General features: G+C 60.4%; 21 protein-coding genes. 14 read left to right on the top strand and 7 right to left on the bottom strand.

Annotated features, from left to right (window positions below; all coding sequences use genetic code 11):
• Nucleotides 1-453: 453 nt before the first annotated feature.
• Together AC788_RS10300 and AC788_RS10295 are read right to left on the bottom strand one after the other, a co-directional pair.
• A complete protein-coding gene (locus AC788_RS10300; protein ID WP_049860542.1) occupies nucleotides 454-1,674 on the bottom strand; it encodes a CaiB/BaiF CoA transferase family protein in 1,221 nt (406 codons plus the stop codon).
• A 12-nt stretch (nucleotides 1,675-1,686) separates the two neighbouring features.
• Nucleotides 1,687-2,859 (bottom strand): acyl-CoA dehydrogenase, encoded by a 1,173-nt coding sequence (locus AC788_RS10295; RefSeq protein WP_049860541.1) that lies wholly within the window; start codon nucleotides 2,857-2,859, stop codon nucleotides 1,687-1,689.
• Nucleotides 2,860-3,008: 149 nt separating this feature from the next.
• Here AC788_RS10295 and AC788_RS10290 point away from each other — a divergent pair, with 149 nt between their 5' ends.
• The 14 genes from AC788_RS10290 (at nucleotide 3,009) to AC788_RS10225 (ending at nucleotide 17,875) form a co-directional block, all read left to right on the top strand.
• Nucleotides 3,009-3,923, top strand: a complete 915-nt coding sequence (locus AC788_RS10290) for a LysR family transcriptional regulator (protein ID WP_049860540.1) — start codon at nucleotides 3,009-3,011, stop codon at nucleotides 3,921-3,923.
• A gap of 417 nt (nucleotides 3,924-4,340) precedes the next feature.
• The gene (locus tag AC788_RS10285) at nucleotides 4,341-5,462 is read left to right on the top strand and encodes a Re/Si-specific NAD(P)(+) transhydrogenase subunit alpha (RefSeq protein WP_049860539.1); all 1,122 of its coding nucleotides are present in this window, start codon (nucleotides 4,341-4,343) and stop codon (nucleotides 5,460-5,462) included.
• Between the two features lie 11 nt (nucleotides 5,463-5,473).
• Nucleotides 5,474-5,800 (top strand): NAD(P) transhydrogenase subunit alpha, encoded by a 327-nt coding sequence (locus AC788_RS10280; protein WP_043191874.1) that lies wholly within the window; start codon nucleotides 5,474-5,476, stop codon nucleotides 5,798-5,800.
• Nucleotides 5,797-7,230: an NAD(P)(+) transhydrogenase (Re/Si-specific) subunit beta gene (locus tag AC788_RS10275; protein ID WP_049860538.1), complete on the top strand. Its 1,434-nt coding sequence runs from the start codon at nucleotides 5,797-5,799 to the stop codon at nucleotides 7,228-7,230. The genes AC788_RS10280 and AC788_RS10275 overlap by 4 nt, the downstream gene beginning before the upstream one ends.
• 188 nt (nucleotides 7,231-7,418) lie before the next feature.
• Entirely contained in the window at nucleotides 7,419-8,912 is a 1,494-nt protein-coding gene (locus AC788_RS10270) for an acetyl-CoA hydrolase/transferase family protein (RefSeq protein WP_049860537.1), read from the top strand.
• 319 nt (nucleotides 8,913-9,231) lie between these two features.
• A complete protein-coding gene (locus tag AC788_RS10265) occupies nucleotides 9,232-9,444 on the top strand; it encodes a DUF1127 domain-containing protein (protein ID WP_049860536.1) in 213 nt (70 codons plus the stop codon).
• A gap of 255 nt (nucleotides 9,445-9,699) precedes the next feature.
• Nucleotides 9,700-10,017: a DUF2388 domain-containing protein gene (locus AC788_RS10260; protein WP_043191880.1), complete on the top strand. Its 318-nt coding sequence runs from the start codon at nucleotides 9,700-9,702 to the stop codon at nucleotides 10,015-10,017.
• A gap of 128 nt (nucleotides 10,018-10,145) precedes the next feature.
• A complete protein-coding gene (locus tag AC788_RS10255) occupies nucleotides 10,146-10,433 on the top strand; it encodes a DUF2388 domain-containing protein (protein ID WP_049860535.1) in 288 nt (95 codons plus the stop codon).
• 25 nt (nucleotides 10,434-10,458) lie between these two features.
• Nucleotides 10,459-10,779, top strand: coding sequence for a DUF2388 domain-containing protein (locus AC788_RS10250; protein WP_049860534.1), 321 nt, complete (start codon nucleotides 10,459-10,461; stop codon nucleotides 10,777-10,779).
• Nucleotides 10,776-12,737, top strand: a complete 1,962-nt coding sequence (locus tag AC788_RS10245) for a DUF7844 domain-containing protein (RefSeq protein WP_049860533.1) — start codon at nucleotides 10,776-10,778, stop codon at nucleotides 12,735-12,737. The genes AC788_RS10250 and AC788_RS10245 overlap by 4 nt, the downstream gene beginning before the upstream one ends.
• A gap of 322 nt (nucleotides 12,738-13,059) precedes the next feature.
• On the top strand, nucleotides 13,060-14,367 hold the full coding sequence (locus tag AC788_RS10240) for a CitMHS family transporter (protein ID WP_049860532.1): 1,308 nt from the start codon (nucleotides 13,060-13,062) through the stop codon (nucleotides 14,365-14,367).
• A gap of 110 nt (nucleotides 14,368-14,477) precedes the next feature.
• On the top strand, nucleotides 14,478-15,221 hold the full coding sequence (locus AC788_RS10235; RefSeq protein ID WP_049860531.1) for a TerC family protein: 744 nt from the start codon (nucleotides 14,478-14,480) through the stop codon (nucleotides 15,219-15,221).
• Between the two features lie 119 nt (nucleotides 15,222-15,340).
• On the top strand, nucleotides 15,341-16,777 hold the full coding sequence (locus tag AC788_RS10230; protein ID WP_152965734.1) for a M16 family metallopeptidase: 1,437 nt from the start codon (nucleotides 15,341-15,343) through the stop codon (nucleotides 16,775-16,777).
• Between the two features lie 57 nt (nucleotides 16,778-16,834).
• A complete protein-coding gene (locus AC788_RS10225) occupies nucleotides 16,835-17,875 on the top strand; it encodes a DUF5924 family protein (RefSeq protein WP_049860530.1) in 1,041 nt (346 codons plus the stop codon).
• Here the strand turns inward: AC788_RS10225 and AC788_RS10220 are convergent.
• The 5 genes from AC788_RS10220 to AC788_RS10205 all read right to left on the bottom strand — a co-directional run bounded on the left by AC788_RS10220 (nucleotide 17,845) and on the right by AC788_RS10205 (nucleotide 22,204).
• Complete coding sequence (locus AC788_RS10220) at nucleotides 17,845-19,086, bottom strand: nucleoside recognition domain-containing protein (RefSeq protein ID WP_049860529.1); 1,242 nt, start codon at nucleotides 19,084-19,086, stop codon at nucleotides 17,845-17,847. The two genes, AC788_RS10225 and AC788_RS10220, sit on opposite strands and share 31 nt — an antisense overlap.
• 203 nt (nucleotides 19,087-19,289) lie before the next feature.
• Complete coding sequence (gene gltP / locus AC788_RS10215) at nucleotides 19,290-20,603, bottom strand: glutamate/aspartate:proton symporter GltP (protein ID WP_049860528.1); 1,314 nt, start codon at nucleotides 20,601-20,603, stop codon at nucleotides 19,290-19,292.
• Between the two features lie 619 nt (nucleotides 20,604-21,222).
• Nucleotides 21,223-21,693, bottom strand: coding sequence for an inhibitor of vertebrate lysozyme family protein (locus tag AC788_RS10210; RefSeq protein ID WP_049860527.1), 471 nt, complete (start codon nucleotides 21,691-21,693; stop codon nucleotides 21,223-21,225).
• Between the two features lie 2 nt (nucleotides 21,694-21,695).
• Nucleotides 21,696-21,860, bottom strand: a complete 165-nt coding sequence (locus AC788_RS21330; protein ID WP_043191899.1) for a DUF1328 domain-containing protein — start codon at nucleotides 21,858-21,860, stop codon at nucleotides 21,696-21,698.
• Nucleotides 21,861-21,919: 59 nt separating this feature from the next.
• Nucleotides 21,920-22,204, bottom strand: a complete 285-nt coding sequence (locus AC788_RS10205) for a hypothetical protein (RefSeq protein WP_049860526.1) — start codon at nucleotides 22,202-22,204, stop codon at nucleotides 21,920-21,922.
• Between the last annotated feature and the right edge of the window lie 28 nt (nucleotides 22,205-22,232).

Here is a 22,232-nt window from a genome sequence, read left to right as displayed (position 1 = left end):
GCTGATAATCTTGTTGACTAACAGTCTTAACTCACAAGCACCCACACGAATTGCTTGATTCAATTGTTAAAGAGCGGTGGGTTGATTCTTTCGTCTCAACCGAGGCGCGCATTCTACGCTGGCCTCACATTCTGTCAAGCGTTTATTTCGAAGTATTTTTCCAGAAACCTGAACAACTTCAAACACTTGACTCGCTTCGATCACTCGTCAGCGGGAGGCGAATTCTACAGCGTTTCAAACCGCTGTCAACCACCTTTTTCACCGCTTCCGAACTTGAAGATCGAAGCACTTCCTCACTGCCTGAACGACTAACTCATTGATTAACAAGGCGTTTATCGTTTCGGCTGCGCCGGAAGTGGGGCGAATTATAGACACTTGAAATCTGCCGTCAACCCCCAATTCAGAAAACCGTCATAAACCTTATTCACGTGCTGCTCCTATATAGAAGCAGCACTACACCACGCCTGCGGCGTGGAGTTGGTCATAGGTCTGGGCATCCATGTTCAACAGCTGCTGCAGGACTTCCTGGGTATGCTCGCTCAGCAAAGGAGGCGCATGTCGGTACTCCACGGGACTTGCGCTCAGCCGTAGTGGGCTGGCGACCATGGGGAGGGTGCCCGCCAGAGGATGTTTCAGTTGAATGGCCAGCCCTCTGGCAAGCACCTGAGGGTCGGCGAACACCTGGGCCAGATCATTTATCGGGCCGCAGGGCACGCCAGCAACTTCGAGTTCGGTGACCCACTGCTGGGTCGTCTTGAACACCGTCGCCTGCCGGATCAAGGGTATCAGCTGCGTGCGATTGGCTACCCGCTGCTGGTTGGAGGCGAAGCGGGGGTCGGTGGCCCACTCGGGATGGCCGGCCACCTGGGCGAACTTGGCGAACTGGCTATCGTTGCCCACCGTCAGGATGAAATCGCCGTCGGCGGTGGGAAAATCCTGATAGGGCACGATGTTTGGATGGGCATTGCCCAAGCGCCCAGGCGCGACCCCTGTGGTGAGGTAGTTCATGGCTTGGTTGGCCAGACAGGCTACCTGCACGTCCAGCAGGGCCATGTCGATCTGCTGGCCACCGCCGCCTTTGTCGCGATGCGCCAATGCAGCCAATATGGCGACAGTGGAATACAGACCGGTCAGGATGTCAGTCAGAGCGACGCCCACCTTGGCGGGTCCGGCACCAGGATCGCCATCGGCCTTGCCGGTGAGGCTCATCAGGCCGCCCATGCCTTGCACCATGAAGTCGTACCCTGGGCGGGTGGCATAGGGGCCGGTCTGGCCGAAACCGGTGATCGAGCAGTAGATCAGTTGCGGATTAACGGCACTGAGTGACGCATAGTCCAGCCCATACGCGGCCAGACCGCCGACCTTGAAGTTCTCGATGAGAATGTCGGAGTTCTCAGCCAGCTCGCGGATCAACTGTTGCCCCTCGGGCCGAGTGAAATCGATGGTAACCGAGCGCTTGTTGCGATTGGCCGCCAAGTAATAGGCGGCTTCACCCGTGCTGTTGCCTGCCTGATCCACCAGAAACGGCGGTCCCCAGGCTCGGGTGTCGTCACCCCGGCCTGGACGTTCGACCTTGATGACCTCGGCGCCGAGGTCGGCGAGGATCTGACCCGCCCAGGGCCCGGCCAGCACCCGTGACAGATCGAGTACACGAAGATGCGAAAGCGCGCCCATGACGACCTCCTGTCAATAGAAGGCTTGCAGGCCGGTTTGCGCACGCCCCAGGATCAAGGCGTGCACGTCGTGGGTGCCTTCGTAGGTATTGACCACCTCCAGGTTGACCAGATGGCGGGCAATGCCGAATTCGTCGGAGATGCCGTTGCCGCCGAGCATGTCTCGGGCCATGCGTGCGATGTCCAGGGATTTGCCGCAGGAGTTGCGCTTCATGATCGAGGTGATCTCCACCGCCGCGGTGCCTTCGTCTTTCATCCGCCCCAGACGCAGGCAGCCTTGCAAGGCGAGGGTGATCTCGGTCTGCATGTCGGCCAGCTTCTTCTGGATGAGTTGGTTGGCGGCGAGCGGGCGACCGAACTGCTGGCGATCCAGGGTGTACTGCCGAGCGGTGTGCCAGCAGAATTCCGCTGCCCCCAACGCGCCCCAAGAGATGCCGTAACGCGCGGAGTTCAGGCAGGTGAACGGCCCCTTGAGACCACGCACATCGGGAAACATGTTTTCTTCCGGGACGAACACGTTGTCCATGACGATTTCACCGGTGATGGAGGCGCGCAGGCCGACCTTGCCGTGAATGGCGGGTGCGCTGAGGCCGGCCCAGCCTTTTTCCAGAATGAAGCCGCGGATGTCACCCGCATCGTCCTTGCCCCACACCACGAACACGTCGGCAATCGGGCTGTTGGTGATCCACATCTTGCTGCCGCTCATGCGGTAGCCGCCGTCGACCTTGCGCGCCCGTGTAACCATGGCGCCTGGATCGGAGCCGTGGTCGGGTTCGGTCAGGCCGAAGCAGCCGATCCACTCGCCACTGGCCAATTTGGGCAGGTATTTCTGCTTTTGCGCTTGAGTGCCGAATTCATTGATTGGAACCATCACCAATGACGACTGCACGCTCATCATCGAGCGGTAGCCGGAGTCCACCCGCTCTACCTCACGGGCGATCAGGCCATAGCAGACGTAGTTGAGACCACTGCCGCCGAATTCTTCCGGGATCGTGGCGCCGAGCAGACCCATCTCGCCCATTTCGCGAAAGATGGAGGGGTCGGTGGTTTCATGACGAAAGGCTTCCAGGACACGCGGCATGAGCTTGTCCTGCGCGTACTGCTCCGCACTGTCGCGCACCATGCGCTCTTCCTGGGTAAGTTGCTGGTCCAGTAGCAGTGGGTTGATCCAGTTGAACCTTGCCATGTGTCCGTCCTCTCGAAATCGATATGCCGGCAGATTAGGCCGCTGTGGCTTGGCGGACAAAGCAGGATTACGCATGGGCTTGTGATAATTTCTCACTTCATAAGTGGGCCATGGTGCACAGCGCCGGGACTTGAGTGAGGAACGGTTACATGCGCAGACGAATACCTAGTACGGCCGCACTGATCTGCTTCGAGGCGGCGGCGCGCCATGAGAGCTTCACCAAGGCGTCTGCCGAGCTGTTCCTGACCCAGGGGGCGGTTTGCAGGCAGATTGCCAATCTCGAGGCGTTTCTCGATGTGCGCCTGTTTCGACGCTCCAAGCGAGGCGTGAAGCTGACCGAAGCGGGATTGTCATACAGCCGCCGGGTGGCTGCGCAACTCGATGCCGTGGAGCGCGAGACGCTGGCGGTGATGGGGCAGCAGGGCGCCAGTACCCTGGAGATGGCCGTGGTGCCGACCTTCGGTACCCAATGGCTGCTGCCGCGACTCAAGGACTTCCAGCGGCATAACCCGCAGATCACGGTCCACCTGACCAACCGGACTCGACCTTTCCTGTTCGCTGATACCGACTTCGATGCGGCGATCTACTTCGGGGACGGTGACTGGCCGGGCACGCAGACCAGCAGGCTAATGGAAGAGCATCCCGTTCCCGTGTGCAGTCCGGCGCTTCTGCAAGGGCAGTCGGCATTGACGCCGGCCCGCATTGCCGAACTTGCGCTGCTGCAGCAGAGCACTCGTCCCTATGCATGGCGACAGTGGTTTGCCAGCCTGGACATGAACGTACCGCGTGATTTGAGCGGTCCGCGCTATGAGCTGTTCTCCATGCTGGCTCAAGCAGCGGTGCACGAAATGGGGATTGCGCTCATACCTCCGTTTCTGATCCAGCGGGAATTGCGCGAGGGCAGCCTGGTCGTTGCTAATGCCCACGAGCTGACCAGTTCCAAAGCCTATTACCTGGCCGTGCCGGACAGGCATCGCGAGCTGGGATCGCTGCGGGTTTTTCGCGATTGGCTGATGCAGCAGGCGCAGGATTATCACGCAATGGAAGGGCGCCAGCATCGCTGACGATGCGTAGTGGTGCCTTGAAAGACCCTACAGATATATGTTTTTGGCGCGTTTCTGAAACATACGAAAAATGGCGAATTTTCAGCGCCAGCCTTTGCACTGCCTGACTATGGCGTGTTTTTGACGCTGATTGGTCTCTACCCTGCAAATATTTCGCAAAATATTTCGACGCATCCAGTCATCGCTGTAAGTACCGATCTAGAAGGCTTTGAGGCCTACCGCTGTGACATTCGGTCACAGCGTGACTTGTAGTGCTTTGCGTGTATCGCTCCACAACCTGTTGAAGCCGCTCGTCGGGGCCTGCAAAATGCCGCGGCCCGCCGTTTTCAGGCGGTATCGTGCTGATGGGCCATCGCAGAATGAGCCATAGCCAGTGCTTGGGTACGACCAGGAAGAAGATCCAGCAGGAGATATAACGTGCACATTGGTGTTCCTCTCGAAACGCAGCAGGGCGAGACACGTGTAGCCGCCACCCCGGAGACCATCAAGAAGCTGGTCGCTCAGGGCCATGTGGTGACGGTTGAAAGTGGCGCAGGCGTGCGCGCGAGCGTGACCGACGGTGCCTATGAGGCCGCTGGCGCGATCATTGGCAGCGCGGCGCAGGTGTTTGCCACGCAGCTGGTGCTCAAGGTCAATCCCCCCAACGACGCAGAACTGTTGCAGATGAGCACCGGTACGGTGCTGCTGGGCATGCTCAACCCGTTCAACAACGAGTTGATCGCCAAGATGGCGGAGCGGGGCATCAGTGCTTTCGCCCTCGAGGCAGCGCCTCGTACGTCACGCGCGCAGAGCCTGGACGTGCTGTCTTCGCAAGCCAACATCGCCGGCTACAAGTCGGTTCTGCTGGCGGCGCATCACTACCCACGGTTCATGCCGATGCTGATGACCGCAGCCGGTACCGTCAAGGCGGCACGGGTGCTGATTCTGGGTGCCGGTGTGGCGGGGCTGCAGGCCATCGCCACAGCCAAGCGCCTGGGTGCGGTGATCGAGGCCTCGGACGTACGTCCTGCGGTGAAGGAGCAGATCGAATCGCTGGGGGCGAAGTTCATCGATGTGCCGTATGAAACCGACGAGGAACGCGAATGCGCCGAAGGCACGGGGGGTTACGCCCGGCCCATGCCTGCCAGCTGGATGCAGCGTCAGGCGCAGGCGGTTCACGAGCGCGCCAAGCAGGCTGACATCGTCATCACCACTGCGCTGATTCCAGGGCGCAAGGCGCCTACGTTGCTCAGCGCCGAAACAGTGGCACAGATGAAGCCTGGCTCGGTGGTGATCGACCTCGCAGCCCTGCAGGGCGGCAACTGCCCACTGACCGTGGCCGATCAGGTGGTGGTGCATAACGGCGTGACCATCGTCGGGCCGACCAACCTGCCGGCGCAGGTGGGTGCCGACGCTTCGGCGCTGTATGCCCGCAACCTACTGGATTTCATGAAGCTGCTGTTCGACAAGGAAGGGCAGTTCACCATCAACCTGGAAGACGACATCGTCGCCGCGTGCCTGATGTGCCGCGATGGCCAGATCGTGCGCAAGAACGGCTGAGGACACTACAAATGGAAGACATGCTGATCTCCCACGGTATCTACAACCTGATCATTTTCGTGCTGGCCATCTATGTCGGCTATCACGTGGTCTGGAACGTGACACCTGCGCTGCACACACCACTAATGGCCGTGACCAACGCCATTTCGGCCATTGTCATCGTTGGTGCCATGCTCGCCGCAGCGCTGACCGTGACGCCTCTGGGCAAGACCATGGGCACCCTTGCCGTTGCGCTGGCAGCGGTGAACGTATTCGGCGGGTTCCTGGTGACCCGGCGGATGCTGGAGATGTTCAAGAAGAAAGCCCCGAAAGTGAAGGATGAGGCGTCCAAACAATGAGCATGAACCTGGTTACGCTTCTTTATCTGGTGGCATCGGTGTGCTTCATCCAGGCATTGAAGGGTCTGTCCCATCCAACCACGTCGCGACGCGGCAACCTGTTCGGCATGCTGGGCATGACCCTCGCGGTGCTCACCACCGTCGGCCTGATCTACAAGCTGGGCGCAGAACTGGCAACCGCCGGCATCGGCTACGTGCTGGTCGGTCTGCTGGTGGGCGGTACCGCTGGGTCGATCATGGCCAAGCGCGTGGAAATGACCAAGATGCCGGAGCTGGTGGCCTTCATGCACAGCATGATCGGTCTGGCGGCGGTGTTCATCGCTATCGCCGCCGTGGTCGAGCCGCAATCGCTGGGCATCGTCGCGCACCTGGGTGACGCGATTCCAACCGGTAACCGCCTGGAACTGTTCCTGGGCGCAGCGATTGGCGCCATCACCTTTTCCGGCTCGGTGATTGCCTTTGGCAAGCTGTCCGGCAAATACAAGTTCCGCCTGTTCCAGGGCGCGCCCGTACAGTTTGCCGGCCAGCACAAGCTCAATCTGCTGATCGGCCTGGGTACCTTGCTGTGTGGTCTGATCTTCATGTTCACGGGCAGCTATGCCGCCTTTGGCCTGATGCTGGCCCTGGCGTTCGTCCTGGGTGTGCTGTTGATCATCCCGATCGGCGGGGCCGGCCTGCCGGGGGGGGGGTCCATGCTCAACAGCTATTCGGGCTGGGCTGCAGCGGGCATCGGATTCTCGCTGAACAACTCGATGCTGATCATCGCCGGTTCGCTGGTGGGTTCCAGCGGTGCGATTCTGTCCTACATCATGTGCAAGGCGATGAACCGTTCGTTCTTCAACGTCATTGGCGGTGGCTTCGGCGCCGTTGCGGACGCGGGCCCGGCGGGTGCCAAGGAAGCACGGCCAGTGAAATCGGGTTCGGCGGACGATGCCACGTTCCTGCTGACCAACGCCGACACCGTGATCATCGTGCCTGGCTATGGCCTGGCCGTGGCCCGCGCGCAGCATGCGCTCAAGGAGCTGACCGAGAAACTGACCCACGCCGGCGTGACCGTCAAATACGCGATCCATCCGGTGGCCGGACGTATGCCGGGGCATATGAACGTGCTGCTAGCCGAAGCCGAAGTGCCTTATGACCAGGTCTTCGAGATGGACGACATCAACTCCGAGTTCGGCCAGGCCGACGTGGTGCTGGTGCTCGGCGCCAACGACGTGGTCAACCCGGCGGCCAAGAACGATCCGAAATCACCCATTGCGGGGATGCCGATCCTTGAAGCGTTCAAAGCCAAGACCATCATCGTCAACAAGCGCTCGATGGCCAGCGGCTACGCCGGTTTGGACAACGAGCTGTTCTACCTGGACAAGACCATGATGGTCTTCGGCGATGCCAAGAAAGTCATCGAAGACATGGTCAAAGCTGTGGAGTAAACGCCGCACCAGGCGCTGCACTGTGAACGGCTAACCCCGCCCATGGCGGGGTTTTTTGCATCTACGGTAAAAGTGTTTTACGGGAAAAGGTGCGGAATAGAGCGGTTGATGCGACTTTGGTCGCAGGACGCGACTGCCTGCATTCACTAGACTGCGCAGCACGCGTTTCGCTTCTCGGGATAATGAACATGCACGCTGACCGTATTCGCCTGGCTTCCTTGCAGGACAAGATAATGAGCGCCGCCCAGGCGGCTGAACTGATCGAAGATGGCATGACCGTGGGCATGAGTGGCTTCACCCGTGCCGGGGAGGCCAAGGCCGTTCCCCAGGCGCTGGCGGAACGCGCGCTGCGCATACCGCTCAAGATCAGCCTGATGACTGGCGCAAGCCTGGGCAATGACCTGGACAAGCAGTTGACCGAAGCCGGCGTGCTGGCCCGGCGCATGCCATTCCAGGTCGACAGCACCTTGCGCAAGGCCATCAATGCCGGCTCGGTGATGTTCATCGACCAGCATCTGTCCGATACCGTGGAACAGCTGCGCAACCGCCAGATCAAGGCCGTCGACCTGGCCGTCATCGAATGCGTCGCCATTACCGAGGAAGGGCATCTGGTGCTCAGTACATCGGTGGGCAACTCGGCAAGTTTCGCGATCCTGGCCGAACAGGTGATCGTCGAGATCAACCTGGCGCAGCCATTGGAGCTGGAAGGGCTGCACGACATCTATATTCCCAGCTATCGGCCCACACGCCTGCCGATCCCGGTGTTGAGCGCCGATACCCGCATCGGTCGCTGCGCGGTACAGATCGATCCAGCGAAGATCAGCGCCATCGTCATCAGCCAGCAGGCCGACTCACCGTCGACCGTGCTGCCACCGGACGACGATACCCAGGCGATCGCGGGCCATCTGGTGGACTTTTTCAAGAGCGAGGTCGACGCAGGGCGTTTGACCAACAGCCTCATGCCGTTGCAGGCGGGCATCGGCACCATCGCCAATGCGGTGATGCACGGCCTGCTGGATTCACCGTTCGACAACCTGACGATGTACTCCGAAGTGCTGCAGGATTCGACCTTCGACCTGTTCGATGCCGGCAAGCTGGCGTTCGCTTCGGGCAGCTCCATGACCTTGTCGGCACGCAAGCACGCGGAAGTCTTCAGCCACTTCGAACGATACAAATCGCGCCTGGTGCTACGTCCGCAGGAGATTTCCAATCACCCGGAGGTGATTCGACGCCTGGGCATCATCGGTATCAACACTGCGCTGGAGTTCGACCTGTACGGCAACGTTAACTCTACCCATGTCTGCGGCACCCGGATGATGAATGGCATCGGCGGGTCGGGTGATTTTGCGCGCAACGCCCACCTAGCCATCTTCGTCACCAAATCGATTGCCAAGGGTGGTGCAATTTCCAGCGTCGTACCCATGGTCAGCCATGTCGACCACACCGAACACGACGTCGATATCCTGGTGACCGAGCAGGGCCTGGCGGATCTGCGCGGCCTGGCACCGCGGGAGCGGGCGCAGGCGGTGATCGATAACTGTGTTCATCCCCAGTATCGAGAGGCCCTGCAGGGCTATTTCGATCAGGCATGCCTACGTGGCGGCCACACGCCTCATGTCTTGCAGGAAGCACTGCAATGGCACATTAACCTGGAAGAGACCGGGCGCATGTTGGCAGGCTGAAGCGCACAGTTTAGCTGTGATGCAATACAGTTCTTGGAAGTGGTATCTGGACTCACCAGCACGAAGCATAAACTGTACTACTGTACGGGTAGAAATCGAGGTCGAGTTGCTTGGAGTGAATGCATATCGAGCAAAAATGCACTACTTGAGGGCAGACCCGTACAGTTGCCTCATTCCAGAGCAAGACAGTTGGGTTTAACAGTCAACTGACCGCACACAATACAGGTGAACTGTGCCTACTGTTCTGGACAGGGAACGCGGAAAATGGGTACCAGATAAACCACTACTCAGCCCCGCCACAAGCGGAAGGATGTACATCATGGAACGTACCCTCAGTTCCGATCTGTTCCAGGCCAACACCAAAACTGCTCAAACTTCGGCTCCTCTGCGCTTTTTCGCCAACCTGATGCTTTGGCAGCGCCGTATCGCCAGCCGCCATCAACTGGCTCGTCTGGATGCTCGTCTGCTGGCCGATGCCGGTATCAGCGAAGCCCAGCGTTGCGAAGAGTTGAGCAAGCCGTTCTGGCGTTGATGCAACGCCGCGCTGGTGACAGAGCCTGAAGGCCGAACCAGCAACGAATTCTAAAAAAGCCCGTCGCGGTCAACGCTGACGGGCTTTTTTTTGCCTGCACAAAAGCTGACAGATACAGTTATGTGATTATGGTCAAAGACCATAACAGTTGAATCATCGCTCACGCTGGATGGTCGGAGTGCTGGCGCCCGAAGCTTCGAGGCGCTCTAATAAGCTTCATAGCGCTCAAACTTCGCCTTGATCTGGAGATCCATCATGTCCCGTAATCATCTGTTGGGTGCCGCCGTATTGTTGGCTCTGGCCAGCGGCGCGCAGGCTTCAAGCTTCGTCGTCACGACCGATGCACTGGTCCGTGGGGTCAATGCATCGACCAATGCAACCTCTGACCTGTCTTCCTCGCTGCGCGACAACAAGATCGTGCGTGAAGCGCGGGACGATGCGGCGAGCTTCGTCGCCAGCCAGGGCGATATCCGCGGTGCCAAGCTGGAAAGCGCTTTTGCCCATATCCGCAAGGTCGCCCCGCAGATGCAGGCCAGCGACGCGCAACTGGCCCAGGCCATTCTGGCCATCTGATGCTCTGCAACGGGTACCTCCCGCAGATGAAGAATGCGGCAGGCTGCTGCAGCCTGCACATCGCGGGTGGTTCTCGGACCCACGTTGGGCTAGCCTTGCCGGCCCAATCGCTCTACATCTGAAGCCTGATGCGTTATTTGCCACTGATTCTCGTCATCTGGGCGTCGTCGGCTGCGGCCTTCGACGTGAGTCTGCAGTCCTCGGTGATCACCTTGTATGTGACCAGCAAGGTCACGACGGCCCCCTTCGATCGCAAGTTGATCCTGTCTGCCCGTGACGATGCTGCGTGCTTCGTCGCCAGCAATGGGCGATGTCGTGGGGCACGGCTGCAGGCAGCTCTGGCGAGCATTCGCCAGAAGCACCCACAAATTGCTGCCAGCGACCTTGAACTGGCGCAGGCGATACTCGTCCAATAGACACCTCGTATTACGGAGAAGCTCCATGCGTACCCCGCTGATTGCCGCTACCCTCGGCCTGTTCTTGTTGGCCGATGTGGCCCAGGCCCAAACTGTCGTGGCCACCAGTAATATCATCGTTCGTGCATTCGGCCGATCGATCGATTTCACGTCCGACACCACCACTTCGATCCGTGACTCCAAGGTGGTCCTGGAAGCTCGGGACGATGCGGCCAGCTATGTGGCCAGCCAGGGCGATATTCGTGGCGCCCAACTGGAGGCGGCTTTCAATACGCTGCGCGAACGCGTTCCACAGGCGCGCAGCGCCAGTGACCAGGATCTCGCCGAAGCCATTCTCGCACTGTGAGACGATTGGCCAGCTGGCTGCTGGCGGCAGGCCTTCTGCTGACGACGGCGCAGGCCACTGCCGGCTTGCAGCTGGTCCTTGATCGCAGCGGGCTGGACGCTCGACAGGCCGATGCCAGCCAGGCACTGCTCGACGATGCGATGGCTGCATTGCCGCCGCGCTTCGTCGAGCAACTGGACCGCCGGATCGACGTCAGTTGGTCGTCGCGCATGCCTGACAACGCCTATGGTCAGGCCTCCCTGGTCTCGAGCCTGGAGTTGAACCTGAACCAGCTGCAAGGACTGGCCGATGGCTCTTCGGCCCAGCGGCGGACCAACCGTCCCCACGGTACGGTGCGCGAGGAGCTGCTGGCCACCGTGCTTCACGAGCTGACCCATATCTATGACCGCGCGCGCCTCTGGACACCTGCCGAGCGCACGCTGGTCAGCCGCTGCGGCCGACAGGATGCAAGCCTGGGCAAGGTAGGCCTGCCCGATGAGTGCCGCGGCCAGACGACTCGCCGCTTCACCCTGAGCGACGATCCACGCCTGTTGGACCTGGCCGGCTGGCAGCAATATGTCGGGCGCCGGGGCGAGCGCGAAGAGCAGAACCGTCAGATCGTGCGCAGCCCTGATATCTATGAGGTGAGCAGCCCCAAGGAATTCGTCGCGGTCAACATGGAGTATTTTCTCCTCGACCCGACCTATGCCTGTCGTCGTCCGGCACTGTTCGAATATTTCAAGGCGCGGTTCGACTGGGCGCCCGCACGCCAGCAAAGCTGTGCTCAAGGCCTGCCGTATCTGAATGCGGGCAGCGACTTTGCCAAGACGCCGCTGGGCAAGATCGATCCTGAACGGGTCTATGCGGTGGACTACCTGCTGGCCGAGGCCAATCAGAACCTGGCCAGCCGCTGGGGGCACAGCATGCTGCGCCTGGTCATCTGCGCACCGGGGCGGCCACGTGGCCCGGACTGTCGACTGGATCTGGAACAGCACCTGGTGTTGTCCTACCGCGCGTTCGTCAATGACGTGCAGCTTTCCACCTGGGGCGGGCTGATGGGGCAATACCCCTCGCGCCTGTTCGTGTTGCCGTTGTCGCAGGTGATCGACGAATACACCAAGACCGAACTGCGCAGTCTGGCTTCGGTGCCGCTAAAGCTGGATCGGCCGGAGATCGAGTCTTTGGTGCGCCATGCGGCCGAAATGCATTGGAGCTACGACGGCAGCTACTACTTTCTGTCCAACAACTGTGCGGTGGAAAACCTCAAGCTGCTGCGCAGTGGTACGCATGATCCGCGCTTGCAGGGTATCGACAGCATCTTGCCTAACGGCTTGCTCGAGGTTCTGGAAGGCCGCGGGCTGGCCGATGGCAGCGTACTGGATGATCCGCGCGAGGCACTGCGCCTGGGTTATCGGTTCGATTCGTATCGCGATCGCTATCAGGCCATGTTCGAGGTGCTGCGCAAGCATCTGCCGATTCCGCAGCAAAGCGTCGAAGCGTGGTTGGAGCAGAGCGCGCAGCAGCGGCAACCCTGGTTTGCCCAGGCCGATCTGCGCACCAGTGCCGCGCTGCTGTTGCTGGAGCAGGCCAGTTACCGACGTCAGCTGCTGTTGGCCCAGGAGGAAGTGAAGCAGCGCTACCTGGGTGCTCGCGAGCTGGGTGATGGTAGCGTGGCCAATGCCAACCAGATGTTGCAGGAGATCCTCGCCAACAGCGGATTTCTCAGCCGACCGGCGGAGTTGCTCGACAACGGGGGCTACGGTCTGCCGCAGACGGCGGAGTGGCAGCGCCTGGAATCGGAAAGCAGTCAGCGCCAGCAACAGCTGCAGCGCCTGAGTACCGATCTGGACAAAGAGGTGAGGGCGCTGCTGACGCCTGAGCGGGCTAGGGAAATTGCGGCCACCGAAGCGAATCTGAAGCAGGTGGGGGAGCATCTGCGTGAGTTGCACAAGGCGGCGGGGGGGTTGGTGTTGCCCTAGGTGGGACCGTTGGATCTTGGTGATCTGACTGGCCTCTTCGCGGGCAGAGCCTGCTCCCGCAAGGTCAATTGTATCGTTTTGAATGGCGAAAGGTTGTTGAAAGCTTGCCGACTTAGCATCGACTCACCCCCGGCGTAAGACCGGCCGGCCAGAAAGCAGCATCCAGATGCGCTTTCGGCCTCTTGAACAACAACAATGGTGAAACCGATGTCCTTGATGATCCCTACCCGTAGTGCCTCCCTTCCCATACTCCCGGCTCTTGCCATTCTTCGCTGAACCTATCGTTCTTCGTCCTTAGCCGCGCTGTGCCTGGAGTATTCCCATGCTGACATTCCTTGGCTTTGCCATGGTCATCACGTTCATGTTCCTGATCATGACCAAGCGCCTTTCCGCGCTGATCGCCTTGATCATCGTGCCTATCCTGTTCGCCCTGTTCGGTGGTTTCGCACCGGAAATCGGCCCGATGATGCTTGCGGGCATCACCAAGCTTGCGCCGACCGGCGTGATGCTGATGTTCGCCATCCTGTATTTCGCACTGATGATCGATTCAGGTTTGTTCGACCCGGCAGTGCGCAAGATCCTCAAGCTGGTCAAGGGCGACCCTCTGAAAGTCTCGGTCGGTACCGCCGTGCTGGCGCTGATCGTTTCGCTGGACGGTGACGGCGCGACCACCTACATGATCTGCGTGGCGGCCATGCTGCCGCTGTACCAGCGCATCGGCATGAGCCCGAGGATCATGGCCGGCTTGATCATCCTGGCAGGCGGGGTCATGAACATGACGCCGTGGGGTGGTCCCACTGCACGTGCCGCCAGCGCCTTGCATGTCGACCCTTCGGACATCTTCGTGCCGATGATCCCGGCCATGGCGTTCGGCGTCATCGCCATCCTGGTGATTGCCTACATGTATGGCAAGCGCGAGCGGGTTCGCCTGGGCGAGCTGCATTTGCAAGGCGATGAAATAGACCACAGCGAGATCAGCGTCTCGCAGTACCCGGACGCGCGCCGGCCCAAATTGATCTGGTTCAACGGCGGCTTGACCCTGCTGTTGATGGTGACCTTGATCATGGGCCTGCTGCCGCTGCCGGTGCTGTTCATGATCGCGTTCAGTATCGCCATGATCGTCAACTACCCGTGCCTGGAAGCGCAGAAGGCACGTGTTGCCGCTCACTCCGGCAGCGTTCTGGCAGTGGTCGGGTTGATCTTTGCCGCGGGTATCTTCACCGGCATCCTGACCGGTACCGGCATGGTCGACGCCATGTCCAAGAGCCTGCTGGCCGTGATTCCGGATGCCATGGGCCCGTACCTGGCCGTGATCACCGCGTTGGTCAGCATGCCGTTCACCTTTTTCATGTCGAACGATGCCTTCTACTACGGCGTCCTGCCGGTACTCGCCGAAGCGGCTGCGCACTACGGTATCTCGCCGGTCGAGATGGCGCGTGCCTCGATCGTCGGACAGCCGGTGCACCTGCTCAGCCCGCTGGTTCCCTCGACCTACCTGCTGGTGGCCCTGGCCGGTATCGAGTTCGGTGACCACCAACGCTTCACCCTCAAGTGGGCAGTACTGGTTTGCCTGTGCATAATGTTCGCCGCACTGGCCATGGGGATCTTTCCTCTGTTCAGCAGTCTATAAATCTTATTCGCGGGCCAGGCCGGATGACGTTGCGCCGCTGCCATTCACAGGTAGCGGCGCCATAGTCTCCGGCCTTGCGTCGCCCTGGCCTCCAACACGAAGGACTTCACATGGAATGGTTCACCAACCCGGAAATCTGGGTTGCTTTCTTGACCCTGACAGCACTGGAAATCGTGCTGGGCATCGACAACATCATCATGATCTCGATCCTGGTGAGCCGGATGCCCAAGCATATGCAGGCGCGTACGCGAATCTTCGGCCTGGCGCTGGCGATGGTCACGCGTATCCTGCTGCTGCTTTCGATCACCTGGGTCATGCGCCTGACCGCCGACCTGTTCGTGGTGTTCGGCCAGGGCATCTCCGGGCGTGATCTGATTCTGTTCTTCGGTGGCCTGTTCCTGCTGTGGAAAAGCTCGCAAGAGATCTACCACGGCATGGAAGGCGAAGAAGAGGGCGGGGACGAAGTTGCAGGCAAGGGCGGCAACTTCATCTACACCATCATTCAGATCGCCATCATCGACATCGTGTTTTCGCTGGATTCGGTCATTACCGCGGTCGGCATGGTGTCCCATGTGCCGGTCATGGTCGCTGCGATCATCGTCGCGGTGTTGGTGATGATGGTCGCCTCGGGCACCATCAGCCGCTTCATCGATCAGCATCCGTCGCTGAAGATGCTGGCGCTGTCGTTCCTGCTGGTGGTCGGTACCGTACTGATCGCCGAAGCCTTCGATGTGCATGTGCCCAAGGGCTACGTGTATTTCGCCATGGCCTTCTCCCTGGCCGTGGAAGCGATCAACATCAAGATGCGTACCGCCATCGCGCGCAAGCGTCGCGAGTCTCAGGAAGAGTCCTGAGCCTGCAGAGCTGCGTGCTGCCCTGGCGGCACGCAGTGATGGCCAGCAATGTGCTATGAACGACTCGCCGGTCAGGGAGTCTGTTCCATTGACTTGGCCGATTTCGATGGAAGGGATTCATGCACGAGCGGGTGAAAAGCGCTCCAGGTACACAGCGCCGCCTGTTGTGCCTGTGGCTTCTGGCAGCGGCGCTGTTGTGCGCCGGCCGTGAATCCTTGGCGCTGGACCGTTTCCAGGTTGAAGGCTATCTGTTGCCCAATGGCCTGCAACTGCTGCTCAAGCCTGGCGACGAACGTGCCCATGTGTCCATCCGCCTGGTTGTCGGCGTGGGTTTCGACGACTTCTCCTGCGCCGATCAGGAATTGCCCCACCTGCTCGAGCACCTGCTGTTCAGCGGTATCGACGAGCACGGCGAAGGCGGCCTCGAAGAGCGCATGCAAGCGCTGGGCGGCGAATGGAATGCCTTCACCAGCAGTGCCGACACCACTTTCGTGATCGAAGCACCGGCGCGCAATCAGCGCAAGGTGCTCGACCTGCTGCTGGCCGCCATCACCCAGACCAGAATCGATGACAACGTCCTGGCAAGCACCAAGCGCATCATCGAGCACGAAGATGGCACCCATCACTCCCACCTGCAGCACCTGCTCGACAAGCCAGCTCAGGACAGCAATGCCAGTAGCCAGTTGGCCATCGAGTTGGGGCTCAAGTGTCCGCAGCCTGCGGAAGTCACCGATCTGACCCTGGAACAGGTGCGTGAGGTTCGGCAGAACTGGTATGCACCGAACAACATGAGCCTGATCGTCGTCGGAGGCCTGGACAAGTTGTTGCCCGCCTATCTTGAGCGGACCTGGGGCGCGCTGGACGCGATCGAGCCCAGCGATCATCAGGATCTTCGTACAGTCACCCACGAAGCCGAGCCGCAGGCCGACCTCATACGCGGCTGGCTGGGCGACGACGCCACGCTTCACCTGTATTTCCTCGAACCGGTGCTGGATACCGCACACCCGGCGACGCTGGACCTGCTGCAAAGTTATCTGGAGTGGGAGCTGTACCGCGAACTGCGACTGGCCCACGGATTGTCGTACGGCCCCTGGGTGGCCCGCGAGTCGTATGGCGACAGCGGCCTGTTGAGCCTGAATGCCGCGGTGGACCAGGCCGATATCGGTCAGGCAGGTCTGGTCATGGGGCAGATGATCGCGCGTCTGCGCGACAACGGTGTGGACGCTGCGACCTTCAAGCGCCTCAAGAACCTGGCGATTGCCCGGCAAGCATGGGCGGCACAAGGCAACATTGTCTTGGCCGACTACTATTGGGGGGCATTGGCCGACTATACCGACGGCCGCTTTGCCAGCCCGGCACGGCAGTTGGGGCAGGTCACCGTGGAAGATGCCAATACTGCATTGCGTCAGCTGGTCAGCAAGCCGGGGTACATACGTGTGGAAAAACCGCTGCTCAGCTATGACCAGTTCTATCAGCTTGCCTGGGCAGTGTTGATCGGCCTGGCACTAATGCTGATGGGCCTGATCGTATGGCGGCGTCGCGCCAAACGACACTGAGCCCTGCCAGAGCCGTCTTCTGATTGCCGTTTCTTTGCCTTTTTTGTGTGGAAGACCATGCCGTACTTCGTCCAGCGACTCATCGACCTTATCAAACGCTATCCGGGCGTGATCGCGCTGGGCGGTTTCCTGTCCGGGATCGGCAGCTTCGTGCTGGTCGATCGGCAGGCAGGGCTGGCCAGCTGGATCGCGGTGGTGATGCTGCTGACCTGGGTCTGGCTGATGCTGGAAAACACCTTCACCCAGTTGTTCGCACGGGTGTTCAAGCGCGAGATACCGACGCCGGTGCTGCGCTATGCCACGCAGATGATCCACCAGGAAAGTCTGTTCTTCGTGCTGCCTTTCTTCTATATCACCACCACATGGAACAGTGGCCAGTGGGTGTTCACCGGCTTGCTGACCCTGGCCGGGCTGGTGTCGATCATCGATCCGCTGTACTACAAATGGGTCGCGCCCCGGCGCTGGCTGTTCATGGCGCTGCACACCTTCACGCTGTTCGCGGCGTTGCTCACGGCGCTGCCGATCATCCTGCACCTGACCACCGACGAAAGCTTCAAGCTGGCGCTGGCCATCGCCATGCTGCTGGCTTTTCCAAGCCTCGCCGTCAGCTTTCCGATCAATCACTGGCGCCGGGGCGTGGCGCTGGTGGGGGTGACCCTGATGATCGGCGGCGCCGGGTGGCTGCTGCGTTCCTGGGTACCGCCTGCGACCCTGTGGCTGACGGAGGTGGCGGTGACCACGGAGCTGGACAACCGTAGCCGCACTCACGGGGACAGTCTGGAGACGGTCAGCGCGGCGCAACTGCGCAGTGGTGGTCTGTATGCCTACACCGCAATCAACGCCCCACGGGGCCTGGACGAGCGGATCTACCACGTGTGGCAGCACAAGGGTAAGGAAGTCGACCGCATCGCCCTGGACATCCACGGCGGCCGCAAGGAAGGTTATCGCGCCTGGAGCCACAAGCAGAACTTCCCCGACGATGTCACGGGAAGGTGGCAGGTGCGGGTCCTGACCGAAGATGGCCAGATTGTCGGCGTATTACGCTTCAAGGTGACCGACAACGCCACTCAGGCAGCGGTGGCGCCGAAGAACCAGTAGCACACGACGATGGCCGCAATGACCCCGGCCAGGTCCGCCAACAGTGCGCAGCCCACGGCGTGGCGGGCGCGCTGGATGCCCACGGCACCGAAGTACACTGCCAGCACATAGAAGGTGGTTTCGGTACTGCCTTGAATGGTGGCCGCGACCAGGGCCGCAAAACTGTCCACGCCGTGGGACTGCATGGTTTCGATCAACATCGCTCGCGCGGCACTGCCGGAGAACGGCTTGACCAGTGCGGTTGGCAGGGCGTCGACGAAACGGGTGTCCATGCCCAGCCACTGGACCAGGTGGCGAATCCCGTCCAACCCCAGCTCCAAAGCGCCCGAAGCGCGCAGCACGCCGACCGCACAGAGCATGGCGACCAGGTAGGGCAGCAGGCTCTTGGCGACATCGAAACCTTCCTTGGCGCCCTCGACGAATGCTTCGTAGACCTGGACCTTGCGTAGCGCCCCGATGGCCAGAAAGAGGATGATCAGGCCGAACAGGGTGAGGTTGCCCAGGATCGACGACAGCCCTGCAAGCGCGGTCGCCGACAGGGTGCCCAGAAACGCCATGAACAGGCCCAGCAGCAGCGCACCCGGGACCAGATAGGCCAGAACCACCGGATCCCAGAGGCGCAAGCGCTGCATCACAGCCACCGCCAGCAGGCCGACCAGCGTACCGGCGGAAGTGGCTAGCAAAATCGGCAGAAAGACCAGAGTCGGGTCCACGGCGCCCTGCTGGGCGCGGTACATGAAGATCGATACCGGGAGGAGGGTCAGAGACGAGGCGTTGAGCACCAGGAAGAGGATCTGCGCATTGCTCGCCGTGGTAGCGCTGGGGTTGAGTTCCTGCAGCGAGCGCATGGCCTTGAGGCCAATGGGCGTCGCGGCGTTGTCTAGGCCCAGGCCATTGGCGGCGAAGTTCATGGTGATCAGCCCCAGTGCCGGATGCCCGCGCGGAACCTCGGGCATCAGCCGGCTGAACAGCGGTCCGAGGATCTTGGCCAGCCAATCGACGATACCTGCCTTCTCGGCGATTTTCAGGAAACCCAGCCAGAGGGTGAGGGTGCCGAACAGCAGGACCATCACTTCGACCGACAGCTTGGCCATGGCGAACAGGCTTTCGACCATGGCCGCGAAGATACCGGCGTTGCCGCCGACCAGCCATTGGCCGAAGGCCGAGATCGCGGCGATCAGAAAGAAGCTGAGCCACAGGCCGTTCAGCATGGGTATTCCCTCATTCGAAGATGCGCGGATGATAGCCCAAAGCGAAGTGGGATTCTGCCCCGCAGGGCAGTGGGGGGTGTCAGGATTTTCGCGCGAAGCCGGACGCGGCTTGCACCGCTACAGGCAGGCACCTATAGCGGTTGTGAGCCCTTCGCGGGCAGAGCCCGCTCCCACAGTTTCATGTAGCTGCGGCGCGAGCTGTGTCAGGAAGCGACGCGCTCCTTGTTGCGCCAATGCGGCAGGGAGTTCCAGTAGCGCTCGCCCTTGGCATCGTCGTACATGCCTTCCCAGCGCGAGATCACCAGCACTGCCAAGGCATTGCCGATCACGTTGAGCGCGGTGCGGGCCATGTCCATGATGCGGTCGACGCCGGCGATGAAGGCCAGGCCTTCGAGGGGGATGCCGACACTGCCCAGTGTTGCCAGCAGGACCACGAACGACACGCCCGGCACGCCGGCGATGCCTTTGGAGGTCACCATCAAGGTCAGCACCAGCATCAGCTGTTGCCCGATCGACAGGTCGATGCCATACAGCTGGGCGATGAACAGCGCAGCGATGCTTTGATAGAGGGTCGAGCCATCGAGGTTGAACGAGTACCCGGTCGGGACCACGAAGCTGCTGATGGCCTTCGGCGCACCATACGCTTCCATCTTCTCGATCACCCGCGGCAACACGGTTTCGGAACTGGCCGTGGAATACGCCAGCACCAGTTCATCCTTGAAGATCCGGAACAGCTTGAAGACCGAAAAGCCGAACAGGCGTGCAATCAGGCCCAGCACGACGATGGCGAAGAACAGGATCGCCACGTAGACCAGCACCACCAGCTTGGCCAGGGGCAGCAGCGAAGCGAAGCCGAAGTTGGCCACCGTCACTGCAATCAGGGCGAAGACCCCGATGGGGGCGTAGTTCATGATCATGTGCGTGACCTTGAACATGGTTTCCGATACGCCCTGGAAGACCTTCACCAACGGCTCGCGTGTCTCGCTGGGCAGGCTCGACAGGCCAAGGCCGAACAACACCGAGAAAAAAATGATCGGCAGCATGTCGCCGCGCACGATCGAGGCGAACACATTGGAGGGAATCAGGTTGAGGAGCGTGGCCACGAACGCATGGTCATGCTGCACCTCGGCCGTAGTCTTCTGGTACTGCGAGATGTCCACGGTACCCAGGGTACTCATGTCGATGCCCACACCGGGCTGGAACAGATTGGCCAGACCCAGGCCGACCAGAATGGCCACCGTCGTCACCACCTCGAAGTAGAGGATGGTCTTGACGCCGATGCGGCCCAGCTTTTTCGCATCACCAACCCCGGCGATGCCGACGATCAGCGACGAGATCACAATAGGGATCACGATCATCTTGATCAGGCGGATGAAGATATCCCCTGCCGGCTGCAGGATGTTGCTGATCCACCAGGCCTTCTCGGCGCTGAAATGATTGAGCAATGCACCCAGTGCGATACCTAGTACCAAGCCGATGAGTATCTGCCAAGCGAGGCTCAGTTTTGCCTTCTTCATGTCGTTACCCTTTTTCCAAGTCAACTCGTGAGCGCCGCGCGGAAACCGAGCGGCCCTCCGTAGAGGCTTCGCCGCCCGTAGCGAAGCGCTTTGGCGAACGAAAAAAGGCGCAACTATTCCGATGCGTTGCAGCAGCGTCTAATGCCGGAAACGACTACCCCATGCAGAATCGGCATAATGTAATCGAGTGGATTTATGACGCAAACGCCTTCGTTCGGATAGACGACTGGTCATGACAGGCGATTCGGGAGGTTTCAACGGATTGATAAGGCGGCATGACCCATTGCGTTCGAGAAACCGAACACGCAGTCAAGAATGTAGGAAAAGTATGAAACAAGATGAAAGGCAGCCAAGTTCGCCTGTATAGGCTCTGCGCAAGCCAGGGTACGCAATGGTCGTACATGGCTTGCGCAGCAGCTGTTGCCTGACCCGGCCCGGTTCGGAGGTCCTCCCTGTACCCCTAGGTCACTCCGAACCAACTGCATTCAGAACAACCCGACCCCATGGTCATGACCGACACCTTCTGAGTGCCGACCATTCGGGCCGGGTAGACCTGGCCCAATCTGTAAATCCATACCACGTTGCGCTACTTGCGCTGCATGCCACGCCAATCAGGAAGTCAGTACCAGTTAGGGTCTTTCTTCAACTGCTCCATCAACATCTGCTGCATACCTTCATCAGGCTTGCCGAGAAAGCGATAGGTGGCGTGACGCGTGGGCGACTTGTCAGCGGGCAAGCCTGCTGGCACCTGAACGTACAAGGCGTAGGCATCTTCCTTGTCCATGCTGAATGCCACCAACAATCGACCACTCTTGCAGCTGTCGGCGGTCTCGCACAGCGGGCCCACCAGATAGTTGTCGCTATCTTCGGCGACGGCAGTCATCTGCTCTGTCGAAACGCCGGACAGATTGATGATCCAATCCGGCACGCGTTCTTCGGATTTGATCACTGACTGCCAGGTGTCACGGTATTCGGCACCCGAGCTCAGAATTTCACTGACTCGGTTCTGACCGTCATTGGCGGCCATCGCCATGCTGCTGCCGACCAGCGACAGCGCCATGGCTATACCCTTGAGGGTCACGCTGGTCATGGTCAGCCTCGACCGCGACGGCCGAAAATGAACGAAACGACGAACAGCACCAGGAATACGACGAACAGGATCTTGGCGATGCCTGCTGCGGTGCCGGCGATACCACCGAAGCCCAGAACGGCGGCGATGATGGCGATGATCAGGAATGTGACTGCCCAACTCAGCATGGTGTATCTCCTTTACGATTTGTCGTGTTTTATCTGTTGATCAGATGCGTTACCCAAGCTCAGAACACCCAACTGCGAATGTGTTCAACCGGTTCGCTGGTTTGTACGCGTTCGATGTTTCCGGATTGCTTGTAGCCCACCCAGTGCGCGCTGGCAGGATTGAGATGAGCCGTATCGACAAGACGCTCTTGAGGCGGCAGGAGAAGCTCCTGCTGCTGCGAGGCTGCCCAGCTTGCATACTGCTGAACCGCCAACAACGTCACAAAAGCGGCCAGGACCAAGAACAATGCTTGGCGCATCGATTGGGACAGGGCGGACGCTTGAGCGGCTTGAGGACGGTTCATCCGGTAACTCCTTGAACTTGGATGGCGG

The sequence above is a fragment of the Pseudomonas sp. RIT-PI-a genome (assembly GCF_001187875.1).
GTDB classification, from domain to species: Bacteria; Pseudomonadota; Gammaproteobacteria; order Pseudomonadales; family Pseudomonadaceae; genus Aquipseudomonas; species Aquipseudomonas coleopterorum.
Note: the sequence above shows the minus strand (reverse complement) of the source record. Positions and strands in the feature narration are given on the sequence as shown.

Bases quoted from the DNA above. Each gene is read 5' to 3' on its own strand.
- AC788_RS10280 (WP_043191874.1), top strand. From the start codon at position 5,474: ATGGAAGACATGCTGATCTCCCACGGTATCTACAACCTGATCATTTTC.
- AC788_RS10230 (WP_152965734.1), top strand. From the start codon at position 15,341: ATGCACGAGCGGGTGAAAAGCGCTCCAGGTACACAGCGCCGCCTGTTG.
- AC788_RS10290 (WP_049860540.1), top strand. From the start codon at position 3,009: ATGCGCAGACGAATACCTAGTACGGCCGCACTGATCTGCTTCGAGGCG.
- gltP (WP_049860528.1), bottom strand. From the start codon at position 20,603: ATGAAGAAGGCAAAACTGAGCCTCGCTTGGCAGATACTCATCGGCTTG.
- AC788_RS10220 (WP_049860529.1), bottom strand. From the start codon at position 19,086: ATGCTGAACGGCCTGTGGCTCAGCTTCTTTCTGATCGCCGCGATCTCG.
- AC788_RS10270 (WP_049860537.1), top strand. From the start codon at position 7,419: ATGCACGCTGACCGTATTCGCCTGGCTTCCTTGCAGGACAAGATAATG.
- AC788_RS10225 (WP_049860530.1), top strand. From the start codon at position 16,835: ATGCCGTACTTCGTCCAGCGACTCATCGACCTTATCAAACGCTATCCG.
- AC788_RS10210 (WP_049860527.1), bottom strand. From the start codon at position 21,693: ATGACCAGCGTGACCCTCAAGGGTATAGCCATGGCGCTGTCGCTGGTC.
- AC788_RS10300 (WP_049860542.1), bottom strand. From the start codon at position 1,674: ATGGGCGCGCTTTCGCATCTTCGTGTACTCGATCTGTCACGGGTGCTG.
- AC788_RS21330 (WP_043191899.1), bottom strand. From the start codon at position 21,860: ATGCTGAGTTGGGCAGTCACATTCCTGATCATCGCCATCATCGCCGCC.
- AC788_RS10260 (WP_043191880.1), top strand. From the start codon at position 9,700: ATGTCCCGTAATCATCTGTTGGGTGCCGCCGTATTGTTGGCTCTGGCC.
- AC788_RS10275 (WP_049860538.1), top strand. From the start codon at position 5,797: ATGAGCATGAACCTGGTTACGCTTCTTTATCTGGTGGCATCGGTGTGC.
- AC788_RS10205 (WP_049860526.1), bottom strand. From the start codon at position 22,204: ATGAACCGTCCTCAAGCCGCTCAAGCGTCCGCCCTGTCCCAATCGATG.
- AC788_RS10235 (WP_049860531.1), top strand. From the start codon at position 14,478: ATGGAATGGTTCACCAACCCGGAAATCTGGGTTGCTTTCTTGACCCTG.
- AC788_RS10295 (WP_049860541.1), bottom strand. From the start codon at position 2,859: ATGGCAAGGTTCAACTGGATCAACCCACTGCTACTGGACCAGCAACTT.
- AC788_RS10265 (WP_049860536.1), top strand. From the start codon at position 9,232: ATGGAACGTACCCTCAGTTCCGATCTGTTCCAGGCCAACACCAAAACT.
- AC788_RS10240 (WP_049860532.1), top strand. From the start codon at position 13,060: ATGCTGACATTCCTTGGCTTTGCCATGGTCATCACGTTCATGTTCCTG.
- AC788_RS10250 (WP_049860534.1), top strand. From the start codon at position 10,459: ATGCGTACCCCGCTGATTGCCGCTACCCTCGGCCTGTTCTTGTTGGCC.
- AC788_RS10255 (WP_049860535.1), top strand. From the start codon at position 10,146: ATGCGTTATTTGCCACTGATTCTCGTCATCTGGGCGTCGTCGGCTGCG.